The sequence below is a fragment of the Arthrobacter sp. 1088 genome (assembly GCF_031455315.1).
In the GTDB taxonomy this organism is placed as follows: domain Bacteria; phylum Actinomycetota; class Actinomycetes; order Actinomycetales; family Micrococcaceae; genus Arthrobacter.
Genome location: NZ_JAVDSM010000003.1, coordinates 291,566 through 314,482, shown reverse-complemented (window position 1 = coordinate 314,482; position 22,917 = coordinate 291,566). Strand labels below are relative to the sequence as shown.

Genomic DNA, 22,917 nt, shown 5'->3' with positions numbered 1-22,917 from the left:
ACTAAAAAGCATTCTTACACAGGGGGTATTAATTCACAATGGACATACTAAGTGGCGTAAGTCGCGAACAGTTCCATATCTATATCTGGGTAGCAGTGGCTGTTTTTGTAGTGGCGGGAGGAATCTTCCAACCGCGACGCCTTCACAGGACGGCAGTGGGCGCCGTGGTCGGATTCGCTGCCTTGAACGCAGGAGCCGCCATTTACGTTCTGAACCACTACGCCGATCCTCGCTGGTCCTCCCAATAACAGTCGGGGTTGAACGCTCCTTCGCTCGCGGATATGCCACTCGTGGGTCAGTTCATGGGGCCGCTGGACTCTGCGTTGAACTCTGTTGTCACTGAAGTCAACGAGTTTCTGGCGTTCAAAGACGCTCTTCCTGTAGCTCTCGATTTCATGGCCATTGCCAGTTGGGCGCTGCTCCTTTCCTTTCCTGTTGCCATCCTTACTGCCATCTTTAACTACGTATTGGCGAAGCGCGGATCGAAACGTCTCGAGAAATACAAGGCCGACGTAGATGATCTCAAAAAGAAAGTGGCAGCACTGGAAAGTTTCATCGAACAATTGCCTGTCCCCGCCCGGTAGATGCAGAGAACCTTACGTGAACACGACAGTTTTAGACGCAAATATGCCCATGTCCCCTCGTCCCCTAGGTTGATCCCATGAAACAAAACACGTAGCCCGAGAGCAACAGATCGCGGTATTCGGTGAGAGCGGTAGCGGTAAAACAGTTCAGCTGTCCTCGTTCTATGGGCTGGCCATGGAACAGGAGCTCGCCGGAACCGAGCGCTTCGACGTCTTCGCTGCCGTCTGCGCACAGGGCAGGCGACTGCACCAAAATTATTGGGGAATGAAGAGCTGCGCTTGGTCTGGCATGACTACCCGGCTGAGCGGTTTCAACAGGACCCGAGCACTCCGGAGGAAGCAGTCCGACGGCTCGAGACTTTCCGCGGTCTTTTGGGTCAGCCGTTTGCTTAGCCGCAAGGGTTCCGTAACAAATGCCTCCGTGTTATTTGAAACTTACACTTTCTAGGTGTTCGCAATCAGCAAGCGAAATGGGGGCGACGGCATGGATCCGGCGGAATCGAAATCGGGAAATTTTGAAGAAGTCGGTCTTCGTAGTGGCTTTGTCTTGCCTGGCGTTGGCTGGCTGCGCAGGAACGCCGGCAGCCACACCAACGGTGGCTGAGACCGTGACGGCAGCGCCGGCGCCTGCCCCTGCAGTTGCTTCGGCCGCAGCAATTCCAACCATCGCCGCGGCCCCGGCGACTGCCGTAATCCCTGCCAACGTGACCGGATTGAACGCCGAAGCTCTCGACGATGACCTGAAAGCTCTTGGCTTCCAGAAAGTCGTCTTCAATTCGGACACGGGCAAGACTGTTCTACTGCTCAGCAACTGGACCGTCACCGGCATCGACAACCCGGGTTTGGAACAAGCAACGAGCAAGGCTGTCGTGGTCCACGTAACCAAGTGATGCTTGCTGCAGTGACACTGCGGTACGTCTTACACGAGAAGCGTTGCCTGCTGTCGTGAAAACCAAGAAAGGTGTGGGACCTTCGACGGGTTCCACACCTTTCCGCGTCATAGTGGTCCTTAGTCTGTGCCGCGTGAACGCTCGACTTCAGGCCCGGCTCTGCGGCCTCAATAACAAAGGCGCCTAGGGCAATTGATGCTGAACGGCGGGGCATGACCGGCACTACCACCGCCGTCGATGGCAATCGCTCCGACCGCTGGTTTCGTCGTCACGCCCAGGGAGCGCACCTCACGTACTTCGATCGAAGGCTGACGTGAACGGGCTTTCGTATCAGCACCTCGAGGTCTCCGTGTCCGGTCCTGCACCAAAAACACCGACGCCAGCACCAGCACCACACCCACCACCTGCCACCCCGACAGCGCCTCCCCCAGAAACACGAACCCAAGCACGGTAGCCACCAGCGGGCTCAGGAATCCCAGGAATGAGACCACCATCGTCGGCAGCCGTTGGATCCCCCGAAACCACACGGCATAGGCGAACAACGCTCCGATGAGGCTGAGGTAGGCGAAGCCCCCAAGATTAGATGCAGAAACCGATCCCGGTGGTCCTTCAATCAGCATCGTCACCGGAAGGAGCATCACTCCGCCCATAGCAAGCTGCATCCCGGTGAACCCAAGCAGCCCCACGCCGTCGGCCTCCCCCAAACGTTTAGTGAGGACGATGCCGGCAGCCATGCTCAGCGCGGCCGCTATCCCGGCAAGCACACCAATCACGGTCAGCGTCGCGTCGGTGCGCAGGACGAGCAACCCGACTCCGGCGGCTCCAACAGCGCAGGCAACCACGTGCGTCCTACGGATCCTCTCCCCCAGCAGCGGCACTCCAAGGAGCAGCACGAACAGGGGCTGAATCGACCCGACCAAGGCCGCCAACCCACCCGGAAGCTGGTACGCGGTGAAGAACAGGAGGAAGAAGAACAGCCCGATGTTAAGTGCGCCCAGCGCCGTGGCCTTGAACCACCAGGTTACCCGCGGCCACGTTTGCGTGATGAGCATGAGCACAATGCCCGCCGGCAGGGCCCTCACAGTTGCGGCCAGGAGCGGTCGGTCGGCTGGGAGGAACTGCGTGGTCACCAGATAGGTGGAACCCCAAACCATCGGCGCGAGCAAGTTCCTGCTATCAAACAACGACGGCGGGCCAAGTTAGGCACAAAGCAGAGTGGGACCCGCTTCTCCAAGCGGGTCCGACACCTTTCCTAAGCCAAACAGCCGGCAAGCATCACCCCAACCCCACCGACAAATTCCCAACAGCAATATCCATGATGTTCAGTCCCTCATCCACAAGTGCACTCCTCTGCGGCAGCGTCACGCTCGCCACCTCGAATGCCGGCGGGATATCGATCTTCGTGGCAAACACCCGAGCCGGCTCATCCACCCGTACAACGGTCGAGGGTCCGCCGACGTAAGCCTGTGTGTGTGCCGCTGGTGGTAAGCCGAAGAAGCCACCACAAAGCTGGTATCAGAGGGGACTCCGGAGAGCCAGTTCGGCAACGACAGAACCACGTCACGCTTCTGCCCGTTGGAGAAGTGAACCGTCGCGACCCCCGAGGACACGTTCCCCGTGGAGAAACCTGTCACCAGCTCTACCCGGTATCTGCAGCCATCTGGAGCCCAGGAAACACGTCGGCGAAGGCTGGAACGTCATAAACGGTTTGGTGTGACCCGCCAGGTTAGCTTCACGGGAGGTGGGACCCGCTCGTTCGGGTCCCACGTCCCTCTTCAGCTACGAAGCAACATCACCGCAACCAGGCGGCAGCTTTTCCAGGACTGGCCGCATTCCATCACTGCTGCTCGGGGTCCAGGTAACCCCCTTTGGCCTCCAGCCACAGGAACATGCCGCCACTGACCGCAACGCTGAAGGCAGGTACAAGAACAGGACTCCAACCAGTGCCTCTAAGAAGAAGCGCAACGGTCATAGCGGTTACACACGCCACCCCAAGACCTGGCGACCTAGCCTCCCCAGCTTTGATACGAGTCCATTGCCACTGTTTGTAGTACACGGTGATCCCTATGAGGAGTCCCATAACCAGGAGGCCAACTATGAAGACCGCGGGTTCAGGAACCAGTCCCACGGCGACTACGCAGGCGCCCAGGGTCACGGATAGCGAAAGAAAATACTGCCTGGACTTACTCATACCAAACGCCCGTCAGCATCCCCTGTTGAAATCGACGATCATGCCGGCCAAGCCAAGTCCGAGAGCGCAAGCAACTGCCGCTGGAGGATATGCAGCAAATGGACCGCAGAAGGCCGTATTGAAAGCGAACCAAGCCCAGAACGCAGCCCAAGCGGACGGACATTGAGGCAGCGAGCCCCACCCGAACGTCGTAAGCTCTCCTGGATTGGTGGACTCACTTGAAGTGCCCAGATACGACGCCATCAAGTCCTTATGAACCGTCATCGTTACCCAATTGCTGGATGTCGATGCAGGCCGGACCTTGTACTCAACGATCTTCTTTTCCATCAGATCGACCATCCCGGTCAGAGCATCCGTTGGCATGGATGCGGCCAGTCCGTTGACCTGGGTGGTCCAATCAAGCCCTCCAAAACTCGCCAAATACTTCGTCACGGCTTTGGAAGACGTGATCAAGCTGAGACGCAGGTTGAATCCAGCCGGATCCTGAGCCCTGGCCTCCTCGATGGCTTTTTGCAGCACCTCGGAGGCGGCCTTGTCGGGATTGAGAACCAGCGCGGAAGAGCTCACAGCCATGTTGTCATGCGACTTTTCGGAACTCCGGGGCGCGGCATTGGCTGCTAGCGGAACTGCTGCAAGAAACGTTGCTGTTGCCAACAGAACTGCAGCTCCTCTTAGGAGCCTCTGCCGCGTGGAAAATGCCCGCCTGGGCCCAATGACGTGAACTCGGTTCTCGGGGCTACGTTGATCTGTATTCATTACGACTCCAAGTGAAAAAGAAGCTGCGTTGACTCACTCAGACTGCAGTCGCAAATATTTGCACAAATTCCAAAGGCTCAAACTAGGTGGTGATCCAGGGCAAATCTAGGTGCTGAACAGGGAAAAATGAGTGGTGACTGATTGCATCTAGGGGTTAGGAACTCCTAGCAGAGGTGCCACCGGATCTTCATTGTGAGGAACTGTGGGGGCCCGACACTGAGCGGGTCCCCATCTCCCTATTCCGCTAACCTCACCCCAACCCGACCGGCAGATTCCCCACCGCGATATCCATGATGTTCAGCCCCTCATCCACCAGCGCACTCCCCTGCGGCAGCGTCACGCTAGACACCCAGAACGCCGGCGGGAGGTCGATCTTCGTGGCAAACACCCGAGCCGGCTCATCAACCCGCACAACCGTCGATGGCCCACCGATGTAGGCCTGCGTGTGCCGCTGGTGATAGGCCGACGTAGCAACAACCACGCTCGTATCCGAGGGGACTCCCGAGAGCCAGTTCGGCAACGACAGAACCACGTCACGCTTCTGCCCATTCGTGAAATGAACCGTCGCGACACCCGAGGACACGTTCCCCGTGGAGAACCCTGTCACCAGCAACGTCCGCCCCTTGCCCGAAACAGCAACTTCCTGCCCGGCAGCCTTCAACGTATCCGGCGTCCCCACCGCCGTAGGATGCCAAACGGATGACACCCCAAATGCCGAATACCGTTCGCCCGAGACGAGCCCAGCCGCAGCCAACGCCTCCTCCGAGAACGTTCGCCGATCAGACGTAACAGCCCCATTCCGCGGATTGGCCGCATTCGCCACCGACGTCTGGTTCACCAAAGAACCGAAAGGCAGCGCGGCGGGCGCAACCCCAGGTCCCTGGTAAGCACCGATGTTCGGTGCCCCAACAGACCCGGCACCAGAGGTGGGGTTACCGAAGAAGTCCCTGCCGCCGTCGTCGTTAATCCGAAGACCGGCACCCAGCAAAGGCGACCCGGAAAGCAGCCGATACCCCGGAACAGATAGTGAGGTCTGACCGCTCCCGCCAGCAACCAACCGAGGATCCCCCAGCACCGAACCCGTCTCACCAGCGGGCGGCAATATGCCACCAAAGTACGCGTTGTTCGCATACACAGCCGACGCGGTTTTCAAACTACCGCCGGGCACCACAAAGAGGTTGTTGCGGACCTCGCGCGGGCCGGTCATGTCGTCCAGGAAGACGCGCGACGGGCAGTAGAAGGTGTTGTTGTAGATGTAATGCTTGCCCGTGCCGCTGCTGCTGCCGCCCAACCGGCAGTCGTCCTGGGCGATGTTGTACCGCAGCACCACGTTCGCCGCGGTGGCCCCACCGCCGCAATTCGAGACGCAATTCAGGTAGAAGCCGCCCGCGTTCCCGTACGAGTAGTTGTACTGGAAGAGGCAAGTTCCCACGATCTTCATGTCGCAGTCCCAGGCCGTGGAATCGTACACAGAGGTGCTGCTGTTGCCCACAACGTTGAATTGGAATACGGGGTTCTTGGAGTTGTACGGCCACATGCCGGCGAAGTTGCCGCCTTCATAGGGGTGGGCGCCTTGGCCGAGGTTGAGTCCGCTGTTGTACTCGATGAGCGGTGCGTCGGAGTTGTGGATCACGATCGCGTCGCCGCCCACGTCGTGGATGTTGTTGCGCGCTACGTAGACCTTGGTGTTGTAGCGCTCGGTGGTGTCCGGGGCGGAGATCTTCACGCCACCGCCGGCGGCATCGTTCACCTCGTTGTCAGTGATGGTGATGCCGTCCACCGAGCCCTTGCCCCAGGTGCGCACCATAATGCCGGCAGACTGGGCGAACCCAGCGCCGTTGGTGGCCTTGTTGCGCCAGCCGGCCACGTCTTCCACATGGTTTCCGGTGACGACGATTCCGGCGGTCTGTGCCGTTCCGCTGTTCTCAAAGAGGATGCCCACCCTGCGCACCGGCGTGTCCGACGGGTTCACCACATGCAGTCCGCTGACCGTCCAGTGGCTGGCATTGGTGATCTGAATGGCCGCCACCGCGCCGTTGCCGTTGATGGTGGGTTTGCCGCCGTCGCCATAAGTGGACAGTGTGATCGGGTGGTCCGCGACGCCGGTACCCGCGGGCGTGAGCGCTCCGGTGCAGTCCGTGCCGGCCCGGAAGAGGACAGATTCGCCGGCGTTGAACGCGCCGTGGCCGTTGACCTGGGCGATGGAGTTGAACGGGCTGGCCTGGCTGCCGTCACCGGGAGTGGCCGCCGAGCAGTCCACATAGAACTTCGCGTCGCTGATCTGCACGATCAACGCGCCGACCCTGCCGGTGGTCGCCACGTCGAAGGGGCCAGTGCCGTTGGCGACGAGCTCCGTCGTCCCGCCTGCGGCTCCAGCAGGCGCCACGAAGGTGATGGTTGCAACGCCGGTAGCGTCAGCAACGGCGTCGGCCACGTTTTCGCCCCGGAGGCTGAGACTGACGGGGCTCAACGGCTGAAGGTCACGCACGACGACGGTAGCCGGGGTCCCCGGGACCAGCGAGTTGAGGTTCGTCCCGGCTGAGCCCTCCATACGCAGCGGCGCGGCGAGGAACCCGTCGGAGCAGTTGATCCTGGCATCAGCCAGTCGGCGTGGTCGTTGCCGTTCCCTTCCGGGCCTGCCTCCACCTTCAGCTGCAGCGTGGTGCCGCCCCTCAGATCCACGTTGACGGGCAGGGCTCCGTCCGTTCCCCTCCGCTCCCCCGCGAAACGCTCCAGTCCATCCACCAGGACCTTGAAGTCCACCCGGCCGCGGTCACCCTGGGTATCGTCCACACCCACCTGGGCGAGGAACTGGCGGCACTGCCAGCCGAGGTTATACGTAATGGAAGACGCCGCGTGGGTGCCAAGGCCCTTCGCATACACGGTGCCGCCAATCGTCAGCGGCGCGCGATTGGCGTCCGCGAGCGCTTGCCCGCCGTTGCTCATGTCCAGTTCGGCCGGCCCCCAACCGTTCGTCATGCTGGACCATGGAACGTCACTGGCATACACGACGCCGGTGGGTGGCGGAGGCAGTTCGGCTGCGGTTGCTGCGGGACTGGCTGCGACTCCGGCGGCTACCAGCGTGGCAGCGATGAGCGCTGCGGATGCGGTGGTTGCGGCCAGACTTCGGGCCAAGGTTCGTGGGTGCAAGTGAGGCTCCTCATTGAGTGGGTTTCCTCAAGGAGTTTCTTGCGGTTGCACTGCGAAGGGCAACGAAATGCACAGGACTGAACAGGCGGGCGCAGCGCCCCTACAGCCTCACCTTGTAGACGTGATGCGTGGATTCAACGGGAAAATCATCCGTGAACTTCCCGTCTTTCACGGCGATGGTGCGGTTCTCGTTCACAACCTCAACCGTCTTGGGAGTGACACCCGTTGGCAGGGTGAAGGTCCGCTGCCCGGTCAGCGCGTCCTGCGTCATCGCGAAAATGTAGGCGTCGCCGTTGTAGCTTTTCAGCATGGTGTCCAACCCGTCGCCGAAGTTCCATACATAGCTTTGCGTGTTCAGAACGGGTGCCAAGGCCTTCACTTCTGCGTTGATCTCACCCATGGCCTGCACTTGGTCCCGGGAGCAGGCGGTGTTGTGAATGCGGACATCGGCCAGCGCATCTCCGGACATGCACGGGTTATCGGCCCCGCCGCCGGGCGACTGCGTAAACCACACAATGCCGCGCGACTCGTGGATGAGCATCGCCCACACCTGCGCCTTCACCCTGTCCGGCGTCATCTGGTCGGACAGGTCGTGCTCCCCTTCCGGGCTAAGCACGGTCGGGACCATCCAGATGGGCGAGTACACACCCCTCGCTGCGTTGACCTCCTGCATGACCTGCATGGCTTTCGCGTACGCGGACGACGTCTGGCAGGTGGCCGTCGTCGTCGGGTTGTATCCCTGCGGTGTGCGCAGCCGCCAATCGCGGCAGGCACCTGCGTAGTAATAGTTGGACGTCGAGGACACGTCCACGGTCTCCCAGTACCGCTTGGTGATGTCCATGGGCGCGTCGTAGCTGATGAGGGATGGGGTCCAGTTGGCGTAGGTAAACCGGCCCTCCTCCTTGGACTTCAGCTCTTTGATGGTCTGGTTCATGTGCACCACGCCCTCATCCCAACCGAACCGGCCATCTACCTCGTCGTCGATGTAGTTGCCCGGAAGCTGGGCCCAGTTATCGGGTGCGTTTTTCGTTTTCATCAGCGAGAACATGCCGTGCTGGTCGAACAGCGAATAGTCAGTGTCAGGGTTGAATTGGACGTAGAAGTTGATGCCATGCGCTTTGTCGAACTGCATCTGCTCGCCGTTCGCGGATGCATACCAGACTCCGATGGGGAAGAAGCCCGGGTCATCCCACCCTGCGGCGTCGGCCTTGCTGAACTTCTTGTAGAAATCAGGTCCACCGTCCCAGGGAATCCTGGCGAGCTTTGCCAGCGCCGCCGGAGGCGTTGCGGATGGCGAGCCTGTCGATGAGGCAGCGCCCGTAGGGGTTGCTGACGCGCCCGACGGCGGTGAGCTGGGGTCCGCTGTGGCCGTGCATCCGGTGAGTAGCAGGACGGCAACCGCTGCTGCCGCTGTGAAGTAGCGGACCCGCTTCATAGCCCCTCGATTCCGTCCCGACCGGTGAAACCTGAATGTCTCTAGGATGACAGGGCTTTCCGCCAGCCCCTAACAAAACTTCGGCGATCCGGCTAAGCTCCGGTCCATCGCGTGATGGCTATGTTGCTAATGGGGGTAACAGTGATGTTCCGATCAGGGTCGACTACTAATGCACGGCGCACTACTCATTCATCCCGACGGGTTGGAAGCCGGCGACACGGGCTTTTCCTTGGTACAGCTGTGGCCATGGTTGCGGTCTTTTTTCTGGGGCTCGCAGCGGTTCCGGCGCAAGCCACGCGGGCTATGAACGTCCCCAACAACAACTGGGATTACGTCAGCATCAATACGAGCTACTTTCACGACGTACTGGCCCGTGACACAGCAGGCGATCTCTGGGTGTATCCCGGTGATGGCCTTGGCGGCTGGAAGAAGCCCCGGTTCAAGATGGTCCTGAGTATTCGTCCCATGCCGTCAGGCTCGGCTCGACTGTTGCGTTCCGGAAAGTTCAGTCGACGGCCCCGATCGAGAACGAAAGTGAAGTCGCGCCAATACATCACGGATGCCCTGAAGAACGGGGATCGTCCGGCTCATATTGCCGGGCGGGAGGAGGTCGGCCACTGGGAGGGCGATCTCATCATGGGCAAGGCCAATAGATCAGCGATTGTCACGTTGGTAGAACGTACATCACGCTTTTTGATCGCGTTCACGCTCCGGCCGGAAAGTCGATCAGAGAACATGCGGGACCAACTCATCGAGGCTCTTGCGGCTTTGCCGGCAAGCATGCGGAGGACGCTGACATGGGACCGTGGGTCCGAGATGGCCAAGCATGCAGAAGTGACCTCGGCGTTGGGGATCCAGGTGTGTACTTCTGTGATCCAGCCAGCCCATGGCAACGTGCATTGAATGAGAATACGAACGGATTGCTCCGCCAGTATTTCCAAAAGGGAGAGGACCTGAGCGCCGTAGGGCCGGAGGAGGTCGATTTCGCCGCCGATCAGATCAACAGCCGGCCGCGGGCAGTTCTCGATTGGTCCAGCGCAACGGACTGTTTCAGATTCCACCGCACGGCGGCGACTGATGCCGCCCGATAATCACTGGCTGAACTTGGTCCCGCGACGGCTTCATACCGAAAGCAAATGCCCCGAAAATAGTCCTGGGCATGCCAAGCAGCGGTCTTACGAATTTTAGGGTTATAGGACAAAACGTGTGTATGGGAGGGGCTTGCATTCCAGTGATCGCGGGGGAAATCCGGGTTAGCTAAGCTTTTGAAGCTTAGGGTGGCTGGGGTGCTTGCATATCTCCGGAGTGTTTGATTTGTGGTCGCGGGCTGGTTCGGAACGGGAAAACAGCTGCCGGGAAGCAGCGGTACCGGTGCCTGGAGTGCGGGGCGAGCCGCTCGGGTGAACGTCCCGATGTGAGCCGCCGGGCTGAATTGGATGCGTTCCTGGGCTGGCTGCTGGGCACGTCGAATCAGTCCGCGGCAACCTCGTTCGGCACCGCCCGTTCCTTCCGGCGCCGAACAGGGTGGTGCTGGAACATCGCCCCGAAGATTCCGGCCACGGGCGAGGTCCATGACCAGGTCCAGGTCGACGGGATTTATGTGGGCTCGCGGTGCTGTTTGATCGCTGTGGCAGGGGATTACGTGCTGGGTTGGCAAGTGGTGCGATACCGACAAGAAGGCCGCGTGGGCTGCCCTGCTCGCACGGTTCCCCGCCCCCACCGTCGTGGTCACCGATGGTGGCTCCGGCATCGCAGCGGCCCTGTCCGAGTGCTGGAGTGAGACCGCGGTTCAGCGGTGCCTGGTCCACGTCCAACGCAACGTCCGCACCTACCTGACCGGCCGGCCCAAGACTGAGGCGGGCAAGGCGTTGCTGCGGCTCGGGCGCGCCCTAACGAGGATCACCACCGCGGCCGAAGCCGCCGCGTGGCTGGGCGGGCTCCATGACTGGCACCAGAGCTACGGGAACCTGGTCAAAGCCCGCACCTATCGCAACGGCAGCGCCGTTGTGCCCGGGTGGGTCAGGGCGAATCAAACCTGGTGGTACACCCACGACAGGCTCCGTAAGGCCTACCGGCTGTTGGAACGGCTCAGCCAGGCCGGGACACTGTTCACCTACCTGCGCGCCGAGTTCGCCGGCCTCCAGATCGCCTCGACCACCAACCGCATTGAAGGCGGCACCAACGCCCAACTCCGGTTACTGCTGCGGGCCCACCGGGGCATGAGCGAAGAGCACCGCAAACGGGCGATCGAGTGGTACCTCTACCTCCACAGCGAACAGCCCCTGCCACCGGCGAAACTCATCAAAGCCCAGCACCACCACCCGGCCAAGACCGAAACCAGGACCCCGATCGAGCAGGAACCCGGGCCCGAGCTCTACAGCACCGGACTCAGCGCCGAGGAAGGCCTCTGGGACCGCAAAGGCTGGGCCGGACGCACATGACACACCCGGGATTTACACACGTTTTGTCCTATAACCCGAATTTTACCCCGCACCAGGTACTCCCCAGACTTCCCGCTGGGCAGTATGAGCCGTGCCGCAAAGAAGAGTCGACAACAAAGTAAGAGGACTGCAAACCGTGCACTAGTCCTCTCTTAAGGCGAACAAGCCGCGGGAGCGGCCTACTGCGGGTTGACGGGCAGTTGCGTCGGCCGCTCTACGTTTTGTCGATGCGGATAAGGCGTGAGCTGGGGCGCCAGCTTACGCCCAGCACAGCCGGTCACCCATGGGCGGAAGAGTTCAACGAGTCCTCGCTGAACGGACTCAGCAAAGACAAGAGTGCGGGTTCACTGACCCTGGCCTATATCGAACCAAGATGAACGTTTTTTTGAGGTGAAATCATACGGGCTTTGCCTATGCTGCTCGGCGTCAGGGCCTGGGTTGCCGGCAGATCGGCGAGAAATTCCGGCTGAATTCCCAAGTCGGCGTAGATGGCACGCAGGCTAGAAACGACGGCTCCTGCTGCCCCCGAAAAGTCTCCAAGCTCAGCTGGAACGAGCGTGGGAGAGACGCGAAGGTTTCGCTCCAAGGTGGCTTGGTATCGGCTAAGACTGGTAGTCAGCGACTTCGCAATTCCGCCTCCAAGGACAATTGTCTCAGGGTCACACGACACCGAAATCGCGGTGAGGACGATCATAAGCGCGTGGTCAAAGTGTGCGCGCAGGGAATGGAGGTGCCCGGCGTTTTCGGCGAATAGGTCAGCTGGTGTATTCAGCGGCAGTCCGGCTTCGTGTGCACGCTGCAATATGCCGGGGCCGGTGACCATATGTTCGAGTCTCCCGCCAAGTGGGCCAATGGGCAGCTGACCGAACTCGCCGATGAGTCCGTGGGAACCCTTGAGGACGTTGCCATCGATCGCGAGCCCGGCACCAAGGCCCGTCCCCAGGGTCAGCATGGCTGCGGTGGGTGACGTGCGGGCAGCACCAAAGCGTTGTTCCCCTAGCAGAGCCAGGTTCGCATCGTTGTCAGTTAGTAATTTCAGTTGTACCGTGCCCTCAAATGCTTCGAGGAACACGGTCCCGTCGACTTGGGGCAAATGGGTCGCGTTGGAGACAGAGCCATCAACGCGGCTGACAGCACCCGGAAGTCCCATGCAAATGGAATCCACCAGTGGCCACTTTTTTCCGCAGGCGCTGCGCACCTCACCGGCGAGCCAGTCTGCCAGTCTGAGTGTGTCCAGGTCTGATGGTGTTTGGACTTCGCAGACGAGAACTGGTCTGGCATTGAGGTCGGCGAGGATGAAGCGGGTGTTCGAGGCGCCGAGGTCGATGCCAAGCACATAGGATCGGTCTGCCACCAGATCCAGCAGCACTGCCCGTCGGCCCCTGTTTTCCGAGACTATTTCCGATCCCTCACGTAGGACGCCCTCGGCTAGGAGTTGATCCACCACGCGGGTGACCGTGGCCGAGGAGATACCTGTCGCCTCGGCGACTTGCTTTCGACTGGCCGGGGCAGCCCTGAGCACTTCGGCAAGTACCGCGCTTCGGTTCGTGGCTTTGGGACTCTGCACGCAGCCAACTCCTTCCGGAATTCAAATCATCTTGAAGCCAAAGATACCGGACGCCCTCCAAAAACGGGCCAACGTGGGCCGTTTTTGAAATTTTTTGACCCTAACCATTGACTTTGATTGCAGCTTGAAATCAAACTGATGTGTATCAAGTCGAGGACGCTTCCGTCCCAATGCTGTTGGCGGGAGCCGGCAACTGGACGGCCGGCTTCCCTACGACAAAGCTCAAGGAAGGTCTGGAACTTCATGAAATCTTCAAGGTTTACGGCACGCGCCCAGGGCGTACGCTGGCTCGCTGTTGGACTGTCCGCATTGGCGCTGACTCTATCCGGGTGCTCGGCCCAGGGCGGTTCACCAAGTGACTCCTCCAGCACGGCCGCCCAGGTCTCCGAGCCGAGCCTGGAGTTTGCAGGTCCCAATGGTGAAAAGCCAGGCAAGATCACGGATCTGGTGCTGACGGACGATGAGAAAGCCAAGGTCAAGAGCGGCAAGTTCAAAGCTGCGTTCGTGTGGCACACCTCGTCTGAGTTCGTCTCTGCTGTCGAAAAGGGCGCCCGGGAAGAGTTCACGGCCTTGGGCATCGACGTCGTAGCCAGCACACAGGCCAACTTCGACGCTGCAACCCAGGCGAACAACCTGCAAACGGTGTTGGCTCTCAAACCCGACATCATCGTGACCATTGCCGTCGATCCGGTCTCTGCCGAAGCAACCTTCAAACCAGCCGTGGACAAGGGCACAAAGCTCGTTGTTATGACGACACCGCCGGCCAACTACCACGCAGGTAACGAGTTTGTATCGATTGTGACTGAATCCCTTACTGACGCAGGGAAAATGAACGCCACGATCCTGGGGGATGCGCTGGGTGGTGAGGGCGACATCGGCTACATGTATCACGATGCTGATTTCTGGTTCACGAACCAGCGCGACAAAGCGTTCAAGTCCTGGACCCAGTTCCTCTACCCGGGCGAAAAGATCGTCGCTGAGGTGGGGTTCACTGATGAAGCCAAAACTCAAGAGCTTGCTGCAGCCATGATCGCTCGCAACCCGAACATCAAGGGCATCTATGTCCCGTGGGCCACCGCTGCCCAAGGCGTGCTCGCCGCTCTTCGGGACGCCGGTCGTTCCGACGTCAAAGTCGTAACCAACGACCTGGATGCAACCCTCGCAGCGGACATGGCGCGAGATGGTAACGCCGTGGGACTCGTTGGAAACAGCTCGATTTCCCTCGGTAAGGGCCTGGCGACTGCATCAGCCTACGGTGTGCTGGGCAAGACTGCCCCCGCGCTTGTTGCCACGACGCCGACCAAGGTCACCAAAGACAACCTTGTCCAGGGATGGAAGGACGACTACGGCGTCGAGCCTCCGCAAAGCGTCACCGGTAAGTAAATTCTTTCGCCAGCACCGCGACCAGCTAAGCGGCTGTTGGCACCAGGCGGGTGGGCAGGAACGCTCCTGCACCACCTGCCACCCTCTCGATAACCGTGCCCGCTGGGCACCCTCCTGAAGGAAACGTACTTGCCACAATTTGTGCAGACCGTGCTGGGGCCAGTGGACCCGGGCCATCTTGGCAAAATTCTCCACCATGAACATCTGACCTCCCTGGTCCCGGGGCCCTGGCTTTCCGGTGGGCGTCCAGAAACGCTTGCCGATCCCCGTGCGTTGGTTGTCGAACCCACAGACGAGAGCTACTGCAGTGATCAGGTCGCCCACGGAGTCCGGGCCCTTAGCGGCCTGAGCAGGCTGGGATTCGACACAATCGTTGATTTGAGTCCTTACAGCGTCGTGGGCAGGTCCGCTTTCGGTGAGAATCTGCCGATCCTGCAGGAGATCTCGAAGCAGTCCGGGGTCCACATCGTGGCCGGCAGCTCCGTGTATCTGGAGCCCTACAGCCCAGAGTGGACCACCGCAGCATCGGTTAATGAAATGACGGAGCGGTTCATTCTGGACGTAACCTCCGGCATCGGTTCAACAACGGTCAAGGCGGGCATCCTCGGTGAGCAAGCCACAGGGCTCAACGAAATCACAGCCCACGAAGAGAAGTGTCTTCGAGCAGCAGCACGGGCTCACAAATCCACCGGAGTGGCTCTCACAACCCACACCACTCACGGGACCATGGCCCTTGAACAGCTCTCCATCCTTCAGGAGGAGGGCGCCGACCTTAGCCGCGTCGTGATTGGGCACATGGACATCCAGCCCGAATTCGACTACCTACTACGCGTCCTCGACACCGGAGTCAACATAGCCTTCGACACCATCGGCAAAGAATTTTGGGATTTCGTTCTGGAACCCGGGCCAGCGCAGCCGCACGAAGGCGAATTCACCAAGCGCGCCTACTACCGCGGCGACGCCAACAGAGCAGCGAACCTCGCAAAGCTCACCTCGCGCGGATATGCAGGACAAATCTTCCTTTCCCAGGACCTTACGGGTGCTGAGGTTTACTTGAACCCCTCCACTCATGGTGAGTGGGGATACAACTATCTGGGCGCTGTCTTCATCCCCATGGCCATGGAACACGGGCTCTCTGCCACGGACGCGGATCAGATACTGCGCGCAAACCCCTTGCGGGTTCTGACTCAAGGACAGAGCGCATGAGCGCCCCGACTTACTTGCACCCCGGGTACGTCCTCGGAGTCGACCTGGGCGGAACGAAGCTCAGCGCCGGCATCGCCGACTCCAGCGGAATGATCCTGGCGGAAAGAAGAACGCCTACCAGCGCCGGTGGCATTGACGTTGTGGAACAGATTGCCAGGCTCGCGGAGGAACTTTGCGCCGACATTGGCGCCACATCAGATCAGATCCTGGCGACCGGGATTGGCGCCGCCGGCGTACCGGACAGCGAAGGGAATCACCTGTCCCAAGCGCCGAATCTTTCGGCACTGAGCAACGTCTCCCTCGGCCCGGCCCTTTCCGAGCGGTTGAAACATCCAGTGGTCTTGGAAAACGACGTCAACATCTCTGCCTTGGGGGAACTCCACTATGGAGTCGGAAGGGGTCATTCCGACTTTGTGTTCGTCTCAGTCGGAACCGGAATCGGGATGGGGATTATAGCAGATGGACGGCTCGTGAGGGGATCCAGCGGAGCGGCCGGGGAAATCGGCTACCTACCCATGGGAACGGACGCCCTCGCCCCGGAAAACCATGTTCGCGGTCCGCTTGAGGAGGTCGTAGCCGGAGACCGTCTCGACGCCCGCTATTTCGCAGCATCAGGCCGACGTCTTACAACCCCGGAAATATTCGCCCTTGCCACAAAGGGCGACGCGGCAGCCATCGAAGCCCTTGATACCGAAAGCCGCTGGCTGGCAGCAGCCTTGGTGGCGGTCAATGCCGTTCTCGATCCGGAGATCTTTGTCATCGGAGGCGGTATCGGCGGCAGGAAAGAGTTGTTGCCTTTCATCAGGACTTGGCTGCAGCGCCATGGATCTTCCCTCAACATCTACACAAGCGAACTCGGACAACGGGCACCACTGGCCGGAGCCCTCCAACTCGCCCTCCAAGCCGGAGGCACGGCCTCTACCGTGCCCGTACGTGTCGGCGCCTCATGGCCGGACACTACCCAGAAAGGACAAGCAAGATGAGCATCCCAACTCTCGAAAAACCCAAACTACTGGATCAGGTCAAGGGGGTAGCGTGGAACAACTACGTTGTCTACATCGGCTTCGCCATCGTGTTCCTGTTCTTCGCAGTGACCCAGAGCAGCGTCTTCCTCAACTCAACGAATCTGTTCAATATCGTGATCCAGGCTGCGCCCATCACAGTCATGGCGATCGGCATGGTTTTCGTCCTCGGAACAGGAGAAATCGACCTGTCCGTCGGATCGACAGTTGCCCTTTCTGCACTCACGACAGCGGTAGTACTTCAGGGCACCGGACAATGGTGGATTGCTGCGCTGGCGGGACTGGCGATCGGCCTGGCAGTCGGTCTGGTCAACGGCTTCTTTGTCACCGTCATCAGGCTGCCATCCTTCCTGGTTACCCTTGCGAGCATGGGCCTTCTGGCAGGACTGGCCCGTCAGCTCACTGACCTCCAGTCCGTCCCGGTCACCGATAAGGCCTTTGTCTGGCTTTTTGGCGGCGGTGACCTTCTGGGGCTCCCCATCATGCTGTGGTGGACGGCTGCAGCCGTTCTGGTGGGCTGGCACCTGCTGAGGCAACGCCGATACGGGGCGCATGTACTTGCCGTCGGCAACAGCGCCTCAGCCGCTCGGGTCAGCGGCATCAAGGTCAACCGCGTACGAATGATGGTCTTCGTAGGTAGCGCCATGACTGCAGCCCTCGCAGGCCTTCTCTACGCCGGACGCCTCCACGGTGCCCGCTACACACTCGGCGAAACCGATCTAATGACGGTAATCGCAGCTGTCATTGTAGGCGGCACCAGTCTCTTCGGGGGCAAGGCCACCGTAGTTGGTGCCCTGATCGGAAGCCTCCTCATGAGCATGATCAACAACGGACTCATCCTCGCCGGATTGAACGTCTCCCAACAGATGATCGTCCGCGGCATCATCATCCTCATCGCTGTGTCCTTCTCCCTGCGCGGCAAAAAGAGCTAGAAAGGCTGACAGATGTTCCTTGACCTGTTACGACGACGCAACCCGGAATTTCTCCGTGCAGTCGCCCAACTTCATGCAGCTGGCGAGCTGCCCGTAAACTGCTACGCCATCGACCTCGACGCCGTGGAACGCAATGCCAAGGCCTTCGCCTCCGAAGCAGCCCGGCTGGGACTCACAGCTTTCGCCATGACCAAACAGATCGGGAGGAATCCCGACGTCTCCCGTGCCCTGGTCCGGGTGGGGTTGACGCATGCTGTCGGTGTTGATCTTCAATGCGCCATTGCCGCCGCCAGCGGAGGCCTGCGTATCGGGCACCTCGGACACCTCGTGCAGATTCCACGGCACGAGGCGGACCAGGCCGCTTCCCTGGAACCTTTGTACTGGACCGTCTTCAGTGAAGCCAAGGCCCGGGAAGCTGGTGCTGCGGCCCTCAAACGCGGCCGTACGCAGGACGTTCTACTGCGGGTAGCGGCACCCGGTGACAGGTTCTACACCGGCCACGAAGGCGGCTTCGCCCTAGAACAAATTGTGGCGGCTGCAGACCTCATCGATTCGATTCCGGGCGTTCGCTTCGGAGGCATTACGACCTTCCCGGCAACCTTGTTTGACCCGGACACCGGCACGGCCATGCCCACACCAAACCGGGGAACCCTGATGAGGGCCGCCAAGCTCCTGACCGCCTCCGGTCGGGTTGGGTTTCAGATCAACGCCCCGGGGACAACCTCCGTGTCTGTCTTGGAGGGCCTGGCACGGGACGGGGCAACGCAGGTCGAACCAGGTCATGGTCTTACCGGCACAACACCCCTGCACGCTGTGACGGACCTCGTCGAAGAACCTGCCATCGCCTACGTCACCGAAGTCTCGCATCTGTGGAACAACAAAGCTTACGTTTTTGGCGGAGGCTTCTACGTTGACCCCGTGCTGGGGAAGAGCACCACCCCGGCGCTCGTTGTCGGCCGCGGAGACGACGTCAGCGCAGCGCCAGCGCTTCCCGTCGACATGCCCGCAGCGGAAGCCATCGACTACTACGCCACCATCCCGACGGCTGACAAACATATCGCCGAAGGAGACACCGTCATCTTCGGTTTCCGGCCGCAGGTCTTCGTGACCCGCGCACTGACCGCAGCCATCTCGGGAATCTCCGCCGGAAAACCCCACGTCGAAGGTGTATGGGCCGCAGACGGCTCCGCCCCCTTGACCCTTGCCTCGGCTATGACCCCCACAGAATAGGACACCACAATGACACTCACGCCGTCAGCAGCGGAAACCACTGTTCCTACATCCACCCCGCCATTGCGTTTGAAAGGCATCCATAAAAGCTTCGGCGGTGTCGTGGCCATCAAGACCTTCGACCTGGAAGTCCAGGCCGGCGAAATCGTCGCCTTGGTCGGCGACAACGGCGCGGGCAAATCCACCCTTGTCAAGATCATCTCAGGCCTTTATCAGCCCACCGAGGGCGAGATATGGCTGAACGGCGAGCAGGTCAGCTTCCGTGACGCCTCCGACGCACGGGCTAAAGGCGTCGAAGTTGTGTACCAGGACCTTGCATTGGTCGAGGACCAGCCTGTTTACATGAACATGTTCCTTGGACGGGAACTGACGAAGGGCCCCCTGCGGCTTCTGGACCGCAAGGCCATGGCCAGGCAAACCCAGGAGCTCGTGGACACACTCGATGTCCGTATTCCATCAGCGAAAGCGACGCTGAGTGATCTCTCCGGCGGCCAGCGCCAGGGCGTAGCCATCTGCCGGGCCACCCATTGGGCCAGCGGACTGGTGCTGATGGACGAACCCACAGCGGCCCTCGGGGTGGCCGAAACGGCCAAAGTCGAAGAGGTAATCCTCAAACTGAAGGCCCGCGGCGCCGCTGTGCTCATCGTGAGCCACAACATGGACCAGGTCTTCCGGATCGCTGACCGTGTCACAGTCCTGCGGCGCGGAACCCAGGTGGCCACGCGGACACTGGCAGATACGTCACACAACGAGCTTGTCGCCATGATCACCGGGCTGGCATCGTGATCACTGGAGACAGACTGCAACCCGGCGCACACATGCGCTCCGAAATCGCAGAGCAACCTGCACGCTGGCTGGATCTTGTTGACCACCAGCAGAACAACATCACCGCAGCAGCAGCGCTTCTGCGCCGCTCCCAACCGGAACTGCTGGTATTCGTTGCTCGCGGATCCAGCGACCATGCCGCCATGTACGGTCAATATCTAGCGCACAACCTTCTGAAAATCCCCGCTATGCTTTCAACTCCAAGCACCGTGACTGCTTTTGGAACCCAGCTGCGGTATCCCAACTCGGTGGTCATAGCGGTGTCGCAATCCGGCGAGTCACCGGACTTGCTGCATACCGTCAGCGCAGCGAAAAACAACGGCGTCCCAGTTATCGCATTGACCAACAGCAATGGCAGTTCCCTCGCCGACCTGGCTGATGTTCATGTTTGCCTGAGCGCTGGCCCTGAGCTATCTGTCGCGGCCACCAAAACTTACACCGCCGAACTGCTCACCTTGTTTTTGACGTTGAGCCTTGCCGGTGGGGGCATCTGGGCGGAGATCGCCCACAAGGTAGAAGCAGCAGCAGAAGTAGCTGCAGGCGTCATAGCCGACTACCGAGGCCCCGCGGAGGAGTTCACAGAAGTCCTCGCCAACGCCGAGAGGATCCTCATCGTTGGCCGTGGCTACTCAATGGCCACGGCGAAAGAGGGTGCACTCAAGCTTATGGAGACCAACTCCATTGCAGCATCAGGCTGGAGTGCAGCCGATGCTACCCATGGACCGATGGGCCAGGTCGTGCCAGGCACGCCGGTAATAGCCCTAACAGCATCTCCAGGCGGACGCGAATCCGTACATAGCTTCATGCAGGCCTCACGCGCCCTGGGCGGCACCGTCATCGATCTTGAAACCCCCGCGGGTAACGCTTCCAAGCGAATCGATCCCGCTCTCATTCCTCTCATCGAAATCATCCCACTCCAGCAACTGGCCCTGAAACTGGCCCTTGCACGCGGCATAGACCCCGATCGGCCCGCAGGGCTAAAGAAAGTCACTAAAACGGTATAGCCACATGCCGGTCGCGGCAGGCCTCCGCCTGCCGCGATCACGCCGGAAAGCGTTCGTCCGACCATCGAAGGATCTCACTTATTGAAAGCCCTCAACAAAGTTTTCCTTGCAGCGGCACTTATAACAACGACTGCATTGGCTGGATGCGCAGCAGCGCCGGCAACTCCCCCCGTTACATTTATTGAGTCCCCGAGAGCCGGGGATTTGGTCGCTGGACCCAGTATGACTTTCTTGCCCTGTCACTGATGATCCGGGGGGTGTTGTCGCCCGATCCGGAGACAAGCGTTGACTGCTGATAGGGACAGGGCCGGCCCTTTTTGAGGGAGAGGTCTCTTTGTAACGTGGGTGCCAGCATCGGGTGTCGTGACTGCGGCCAGAGGACGCGAAGGGGCGCGTATGGACGAGGAATTCGCTGTTTTCTGCGGGCTGGACGTTGGGAAATCCGAACATCACGCGACCGCCCTGGACCGCTCGGGCGAGCGGATTTTCGACAAGCCCTTGCCGCAGGACGAGACCAGGCTCCGTGAGTTGTTCACCCGCATGCAGCAACACGGCAGGGTGCTGGTGATCGTTGACCATCAAGACCGCCGCAACCGTACTCCTGAGCATCGGCGACGCAAGCACCTTCGCCTCCGCCGGCCGCCTTGCCGCCTACGCAGGCATCGCACCCGTCACACGGCGTTCAGGCACCTCGATCCGCGGGGAATTCCCTGCCCGTCCCGGCAACAAACAGCTCAAGAACGTGCCCTTCAGATCCGCCTGGATCGCCAGCTGCCACCACCCGGCGTCCAAGGACTACTACGAAAGAAACGGGCCCAGGGAAAGAAACACAACGCCGCGGTCATCTGCCTGGCCCGCCGCCGCTGCGACGTCATCTTCTCAATGCTCAAACACGGCACCCTCTACGAAGAAAAACCGCCCAGACCGCTTGACGAAAAACAGAGGGACACCCCCCATCAGTTCCTGCCAATGCGGTTATCGACCGCATCGGAGCCGTAACCAAGCCCTCCGGAGCAGACGGTGAGCAGCCAACCCCGATTTCGGAGATGAAACTGACTGAAACCCTGAAGACCCAAACCGAAAACGGCAGGAATACGGTCTTTGTCATCGGCACGAACTGTCCGGCTGGACCAGAAGCGTAAACACCGGTTTCCCTACCTAATTCAACATTGGTGTTGCGACCAAGATGTAGAACCACACGCTTATTGATGCGGGTCTCTTACCCGCCAGGCATGGCAGGCCTGTCGAACTGGCATTCGAACCATCTCGTGGCTGCTAGTTTCGTCTCAGATCTGTTGCGACGTTGGTTAGAAACCGCCCAGCAATCATCGCCACCGGCAACTTCGAGAACAATTACGAGGGATACTCGCAGATCATTGCCCGGGATACGAACGGCATCCTCTGGCTCTATCCCGGCATTGGAAGCCGCCATCTGGAACCCCGGAAACAGATCGGCGAAGGCTGGAACATCATGACGGCTCTGGTCTGATCTCCCTATCTTTGGCCCGGCAAGTCCAGCCCGGATTGTCATTTCGGAAATTTCCGACATATCATCATCGGGTGCTACCCGACGTCTTCGGCGCCCTCGCGAACCCTTCGCGGCGCACCATCCTCGATAGCCTCCGTGAGGGTCCCTTGACGGCGGGCGATCTCACGGGCCGCCTGGACCTCAGTCGATCTACGGCGTCAGAGCATTTGGCGGTCCTGCGGGAAGCTGGCCTGATCCGCGAGGAACGGAAAGGCCGGCACAGGATCTACCACCTTGAGGCCCAGGGCCTGCGAGAAGCCAGCAACTGGCTGAAGAACTACGAGCAATATTGGAACCAGCGGCTCGACGCCCTGGCCGAACTACTGGATGAGGAAAACACTCCATGACCGAAAATGCCATCAAACTCGAGCGCACGTTCCCGCACGCCAAAGAGGCAGTGTGGGCTGCCCTGACAACCCCGGAACTGCTCGCCCGCTGGTGGGCTGCCGGCGACATCGCACCCGTGATGGGCCACCGCTTCACGATGGACATGGGTGGCTGGGGCCAGCAGCAATGCGAAGTCACCGCCGTCGAACCCGGCACCTCCATCACGTTCGTCTTCGCAGAGGGCGTTCTGGACACCACCATCACCTGGGCCTTGGAAGCCACCGAAACCGGCACCATCTTTTACTTCGAGCACGCCGGCTTCAACCTGGACAGCCCTATGGGGCGGCAAGCTATTGAAGGTATGGGCAACGGCTGGCCGGGTCTCCTGGCGCGCATCGACCAAGTCCTGGCCAGCGTTAGTTAGGGCGCGTGCACCAAGGATGTTG

The 22,917-nt window shown here is 60.5% G+C and carries 22 protein-coding genes and 2 pseudogenes; 17 read left to right on the top strand and 7 right to left on the bottom strand.

What is annotated here, in order from left to right; genetic code table 11:
• Positions 1–38 precede the first annotated feature (38 nt).
• Together J2Y41_RS06405 and J2Y41_RS06400 are read left to right on the top strand one after the other, a co-directional pair.
• Positions 39–248 (top strand): hypothetical protein, encoded by a 210-nt coding sequence (locus tag J2Y41_RS06405; RefSeq protein WP_309927259.1) that lies wholly within the window; start codon positions 39–41, stop codon positions 246–248.
• A 42-nt stretch (positions 249–290) separates the two neighbouring features.
• Positions 291–584 (top strand): hypothetical protein, encoded by a 294-nt coding sequence (locus tag J2Y41_RS06400; protein ID WP_309927257.1) that lies wholly within the window; start codon positions 291–293, stop codon positions 582–584.
• 64 nt (positions 585–648) lie between these two features.
• On the opposite strand, the gene J2Y41_RS06395 is transcribed toward J2Y41_RS06400, so the two are convergent.
• Entirely contained in the window at positions 649–834 is a 186-nt protein-coding gene (locus J2Y41_RS06395) for a hypothetical protein (RefSeq protein ID WP_309927255.1), read from the bottom strand.
• A 286-nt stretch (positions 835–1,120) separates the two neighbouring features.
• Here J2Y41_RS06395 and J2Y41_RS06390 point away from each other — a divergent pair, with 286 nt between their 5' ends.
• The gene (locus J2Y41_RS06390) at positions 1,121–1,474 is read left to right on the top strand and encodes a hypothetical protein (protein WP_309927253.1); all 354 of its coding nucleotides are present in this window, start codon (positions 1,121–1,123) and stop codon (positions 1,472–1,474) included.
• Between the two features lie 167 nt (positions 1,475–1,641).
• Here J2Y41_RS06390 and J2Y41_RS06385 read toward each other — a convergent pair whose 3' ends face one another.
• The 5 genes from J2Y41_RS06385 to J2Y41_RS06365 form a co-directional block, all read right to left on the bottom strand.
• A complete protein-coding gene (locus J2Y41_RS06385) occupies positions 1,642–2,628 on the bottom strand; it encodes an EamA family transporter (RefSeq protein WP_309927251.1) in 987 nt (328 codons plus the stop codon).
• 1,049 nt (positions 2,629–3,677) lie between these two features.
• Positions 3,678–4,319, bottom strand: a complete 642-nt coding sequence (locus J2Y41_RS06380; protein WP_309927249.1) for a hypothetical protein — start codon at positions 4,317–4,319, stop codon at positions 3,678–3,680.
• A gap of 352 nt (positions 4,320–4,671) precedes the next feature.
• Positions 4,672–6,891, bottom strand: a complete 2,220-nt coding sequence (locus J2Y41_RS06375) for a right-handed parallel beta-helix repeat-containing protein (protein ID WP_309927247.1) — start codon at positions 6,889–6,891, stop codon at positions 4,672–4,674.
• Positions 6,888–7,571, bottom strand: a complete 684-nt coding sequence (locus J2Y41_RS06370; protein WP_309927245.1) for an NPCBM/NEW2 domain-containing protein — start codon at positions 7,569–7,571, stop codon at positions 6,888–6,890. Before J2Y41_RS06370 ends, J2Y41_RS06375 begins: the two co-directional genes overlap by 4 nt.
• 100 nt (positions 7,572–7,671) lie before the next feature.
• A complete protein-coding gene (locus J2Y41_RS06365) occupies positions 7,672–9,006 on the bottom strand; it encodes a hypothetical protein (RefSeq protein WP_309927243.1) in 1,335 nt (444 codons plus the stop codon).
• A gap of 303 nt (positions 9,007–9,309) precedes the next feature.
• On the opposite strand from J2Y41_RS06365, the gene J2Y41_RS06360 reads away from it, so the two are divergent.
• Both J2Y41_RS06360 and J2Y41_RS06355 read left to right on the top strand, forming a co-directional pair.
• Positions 9,310–9,909, top strand: a complete 600-nt coding sequence (locus J2Y41_RS06360) for an IS30 family transposase (protein WP_309927241.1) — start codon at positions 9,310–9,312, stop codon at positions 9,907–9,909.
• 722 nt (positions 9,910–10,631) lie between these two features.
• The gene (locus tag J2Y41_RS06355; protein ID WP_309927453.1) at positions 10,632–11,447 is read left to right on the top strand and encodes a transposase; all 816 of its coding nucleotides are present in this window, start codon (positions 10,632–10,634) and stop codon (positions 11,445–11,447) included.
• 358 nt (positions 11,448–11,805) lie between these two features.
• Here J2Y41_RS06355 and J2Y41_RS06350 read toward each other — a convergent pair whose 3' ends face one another.
• Positions 11,806–13,014 (bottom strand): ROK family transcriptional regulator, encoded by a 1,209-nt coding sequence (locus J2Y41_RS06350; RefSeq protein WP_309927240.1) that lies wholly within the window; start codon positions 13,012–13,014, stop codon positions 11,806–11,808.
• Positions 13,015–13,257: 243 nt separating this feature from the next.
• Between J2Y41_RS06350 and J2Y41_RS06345 the strand changes: the two genes are divergently transcribed.
• The 12 genes and pseudogenes from J2Y41_RS06345 to J2Y41_RS06290 all read left to right on the top strand — a co-directional run bounded on the left by J2Y41_RS06345 (position 13,258) and on the right by J2Y41_RS06290 (position 22,895).
• A complete protein-coding gene (locus tag J2Y41_RS06345) occupies positions 13,258–14,397 on the top strand; it encodes a substrate-binding domain-containing protein (RefSeq protein ID WP_309927238.1) in 1,140 nt (379 codons plus the stop codon).
• A 129-nt stretch (positions 14,398–14,526) separates the two neighbouring features.
• Positions 14,527–15,603 carry a hypothetical protein gene (locus tag J2Y41_RS06340; RefSeq protein WP_309927236.1) on the top strand — a complete coding sequence of 359 codons (1,077 nt, stop codon included), beginning with the start codon at positions 14,527–14,529 and terminating at the stop codon, positions 15,601–15,603.
• Positions 15,600–16,586: an ROK family protein gene (locus J2Y41_RS06335; protein ID WP_309927234.1), complete on the top strand. Its 987-nt coding sequence runs from the start codon at positions 15,600–15,602 to the stop codon at positions 16,584–16,586. Before J2Y41_RS06340 ends, J2Y41_RS06335 begins: the two co-directional genes overlap by 4 nt.
• Complete coding sequence (locus J2Y41_RS06330) at positions 16,583–17,557, top strand: ABC transporter permease (RefSeq protein ID WP_309927232.1); 975 nt, start codon at positions 16,583–16,585, stop codon at positions 17,555–17,557. Before J2Y41_RS06335 ends, J2Y41_RS06330 begins: the two co-directional genes overlap by 4 nt.
• 12 nt (positions 17,558–17,569) lie before the next feature.
• Positions 17,570–18,787: an alanine racemase gene (locus J2Y41_RS06325; RefSeq protein ID WP_309927230.1), complete on the top strand. Its 1,218-nt coding sequence runs from the start codon at positions 17,570–17,572 to the stop codon at positions 18,785–18,787.
• 9 nt (positions 18,788–18,796) lie between these two features.
• Complete coding sequence (locus J2Y41_RS06320) at positions 18,797–19,573, top strand: ATP-binding cassette domain-containing protein (protein WP_309927228.1); 777 nt, start codon at positions 18,797–18,799, stop codon at positions 19,571–19,573.
• 32 nt (positions 19,574–19,605) lie between these two features.
• The gene (locus J2Y41_RS06315; protein WP_309927226.1) at positions 19,606–20,616 is read left to right on the top strand and encodes an SIS domain-containing protein; all 1,011 of its coding nucleotides are present in this window, start codon (positions 19,606–19,608) and stop codon (positions 20,614–20,616) included.
• Between the two features lie 396 nt (positions 20,617–21,012).
• A pseudogene (locus J2Y41_RS06310) lies at positions 21,013–21,141 on the top strand (transposase); the annotation flags it as partial.
• Between the two features lie 55 nt (positions 21,142–21,196).
• A pseudogene (locus tag J2Y41_RS06305) lies at positions 21,197–21,615 on the top strand (transposase); the annotation flags it as partial.
• A gap of 304 nt (positions 21,616–21,919) precedes the next feature.
• Positions 21,920–22,105, top strand: coding sequence for a hypothetical protein (locus J2Y41_RS06300; protein WP_309927224.1), 186 nt, complete (start codon positions 21,920–21,922; stop codon positions 22,103–22,105).
• A 71-nt stretch (positions 22,106–22,176) separates the two neighbouring features.
• Positions 22,177–22,491, top strand: coding sequence for a metalloregulator ArsR/SmtB family transcription factor (locus J2Y41_RS06295; protein ID WP_309927222.1), 315 nt, complete (start codon positions 22,177–22,179; stop codon positions 22,489–22,491).
• Entirely contained in the window at positions 22,488–22,895 is a 408-nt protein-coding gene (locus J2Y41_RS06290; protein ID WP_309927220.1) for an SRPBCC domain-containing protein, read from the top strand. The genes J2Y41_RS06295 and J2Y41_RS06290 overlap by 4 nt, the downstream gene beginning before the upstream one ends.
• Positions 22,896–22,917: the final 22 nt, after the last annotated feature.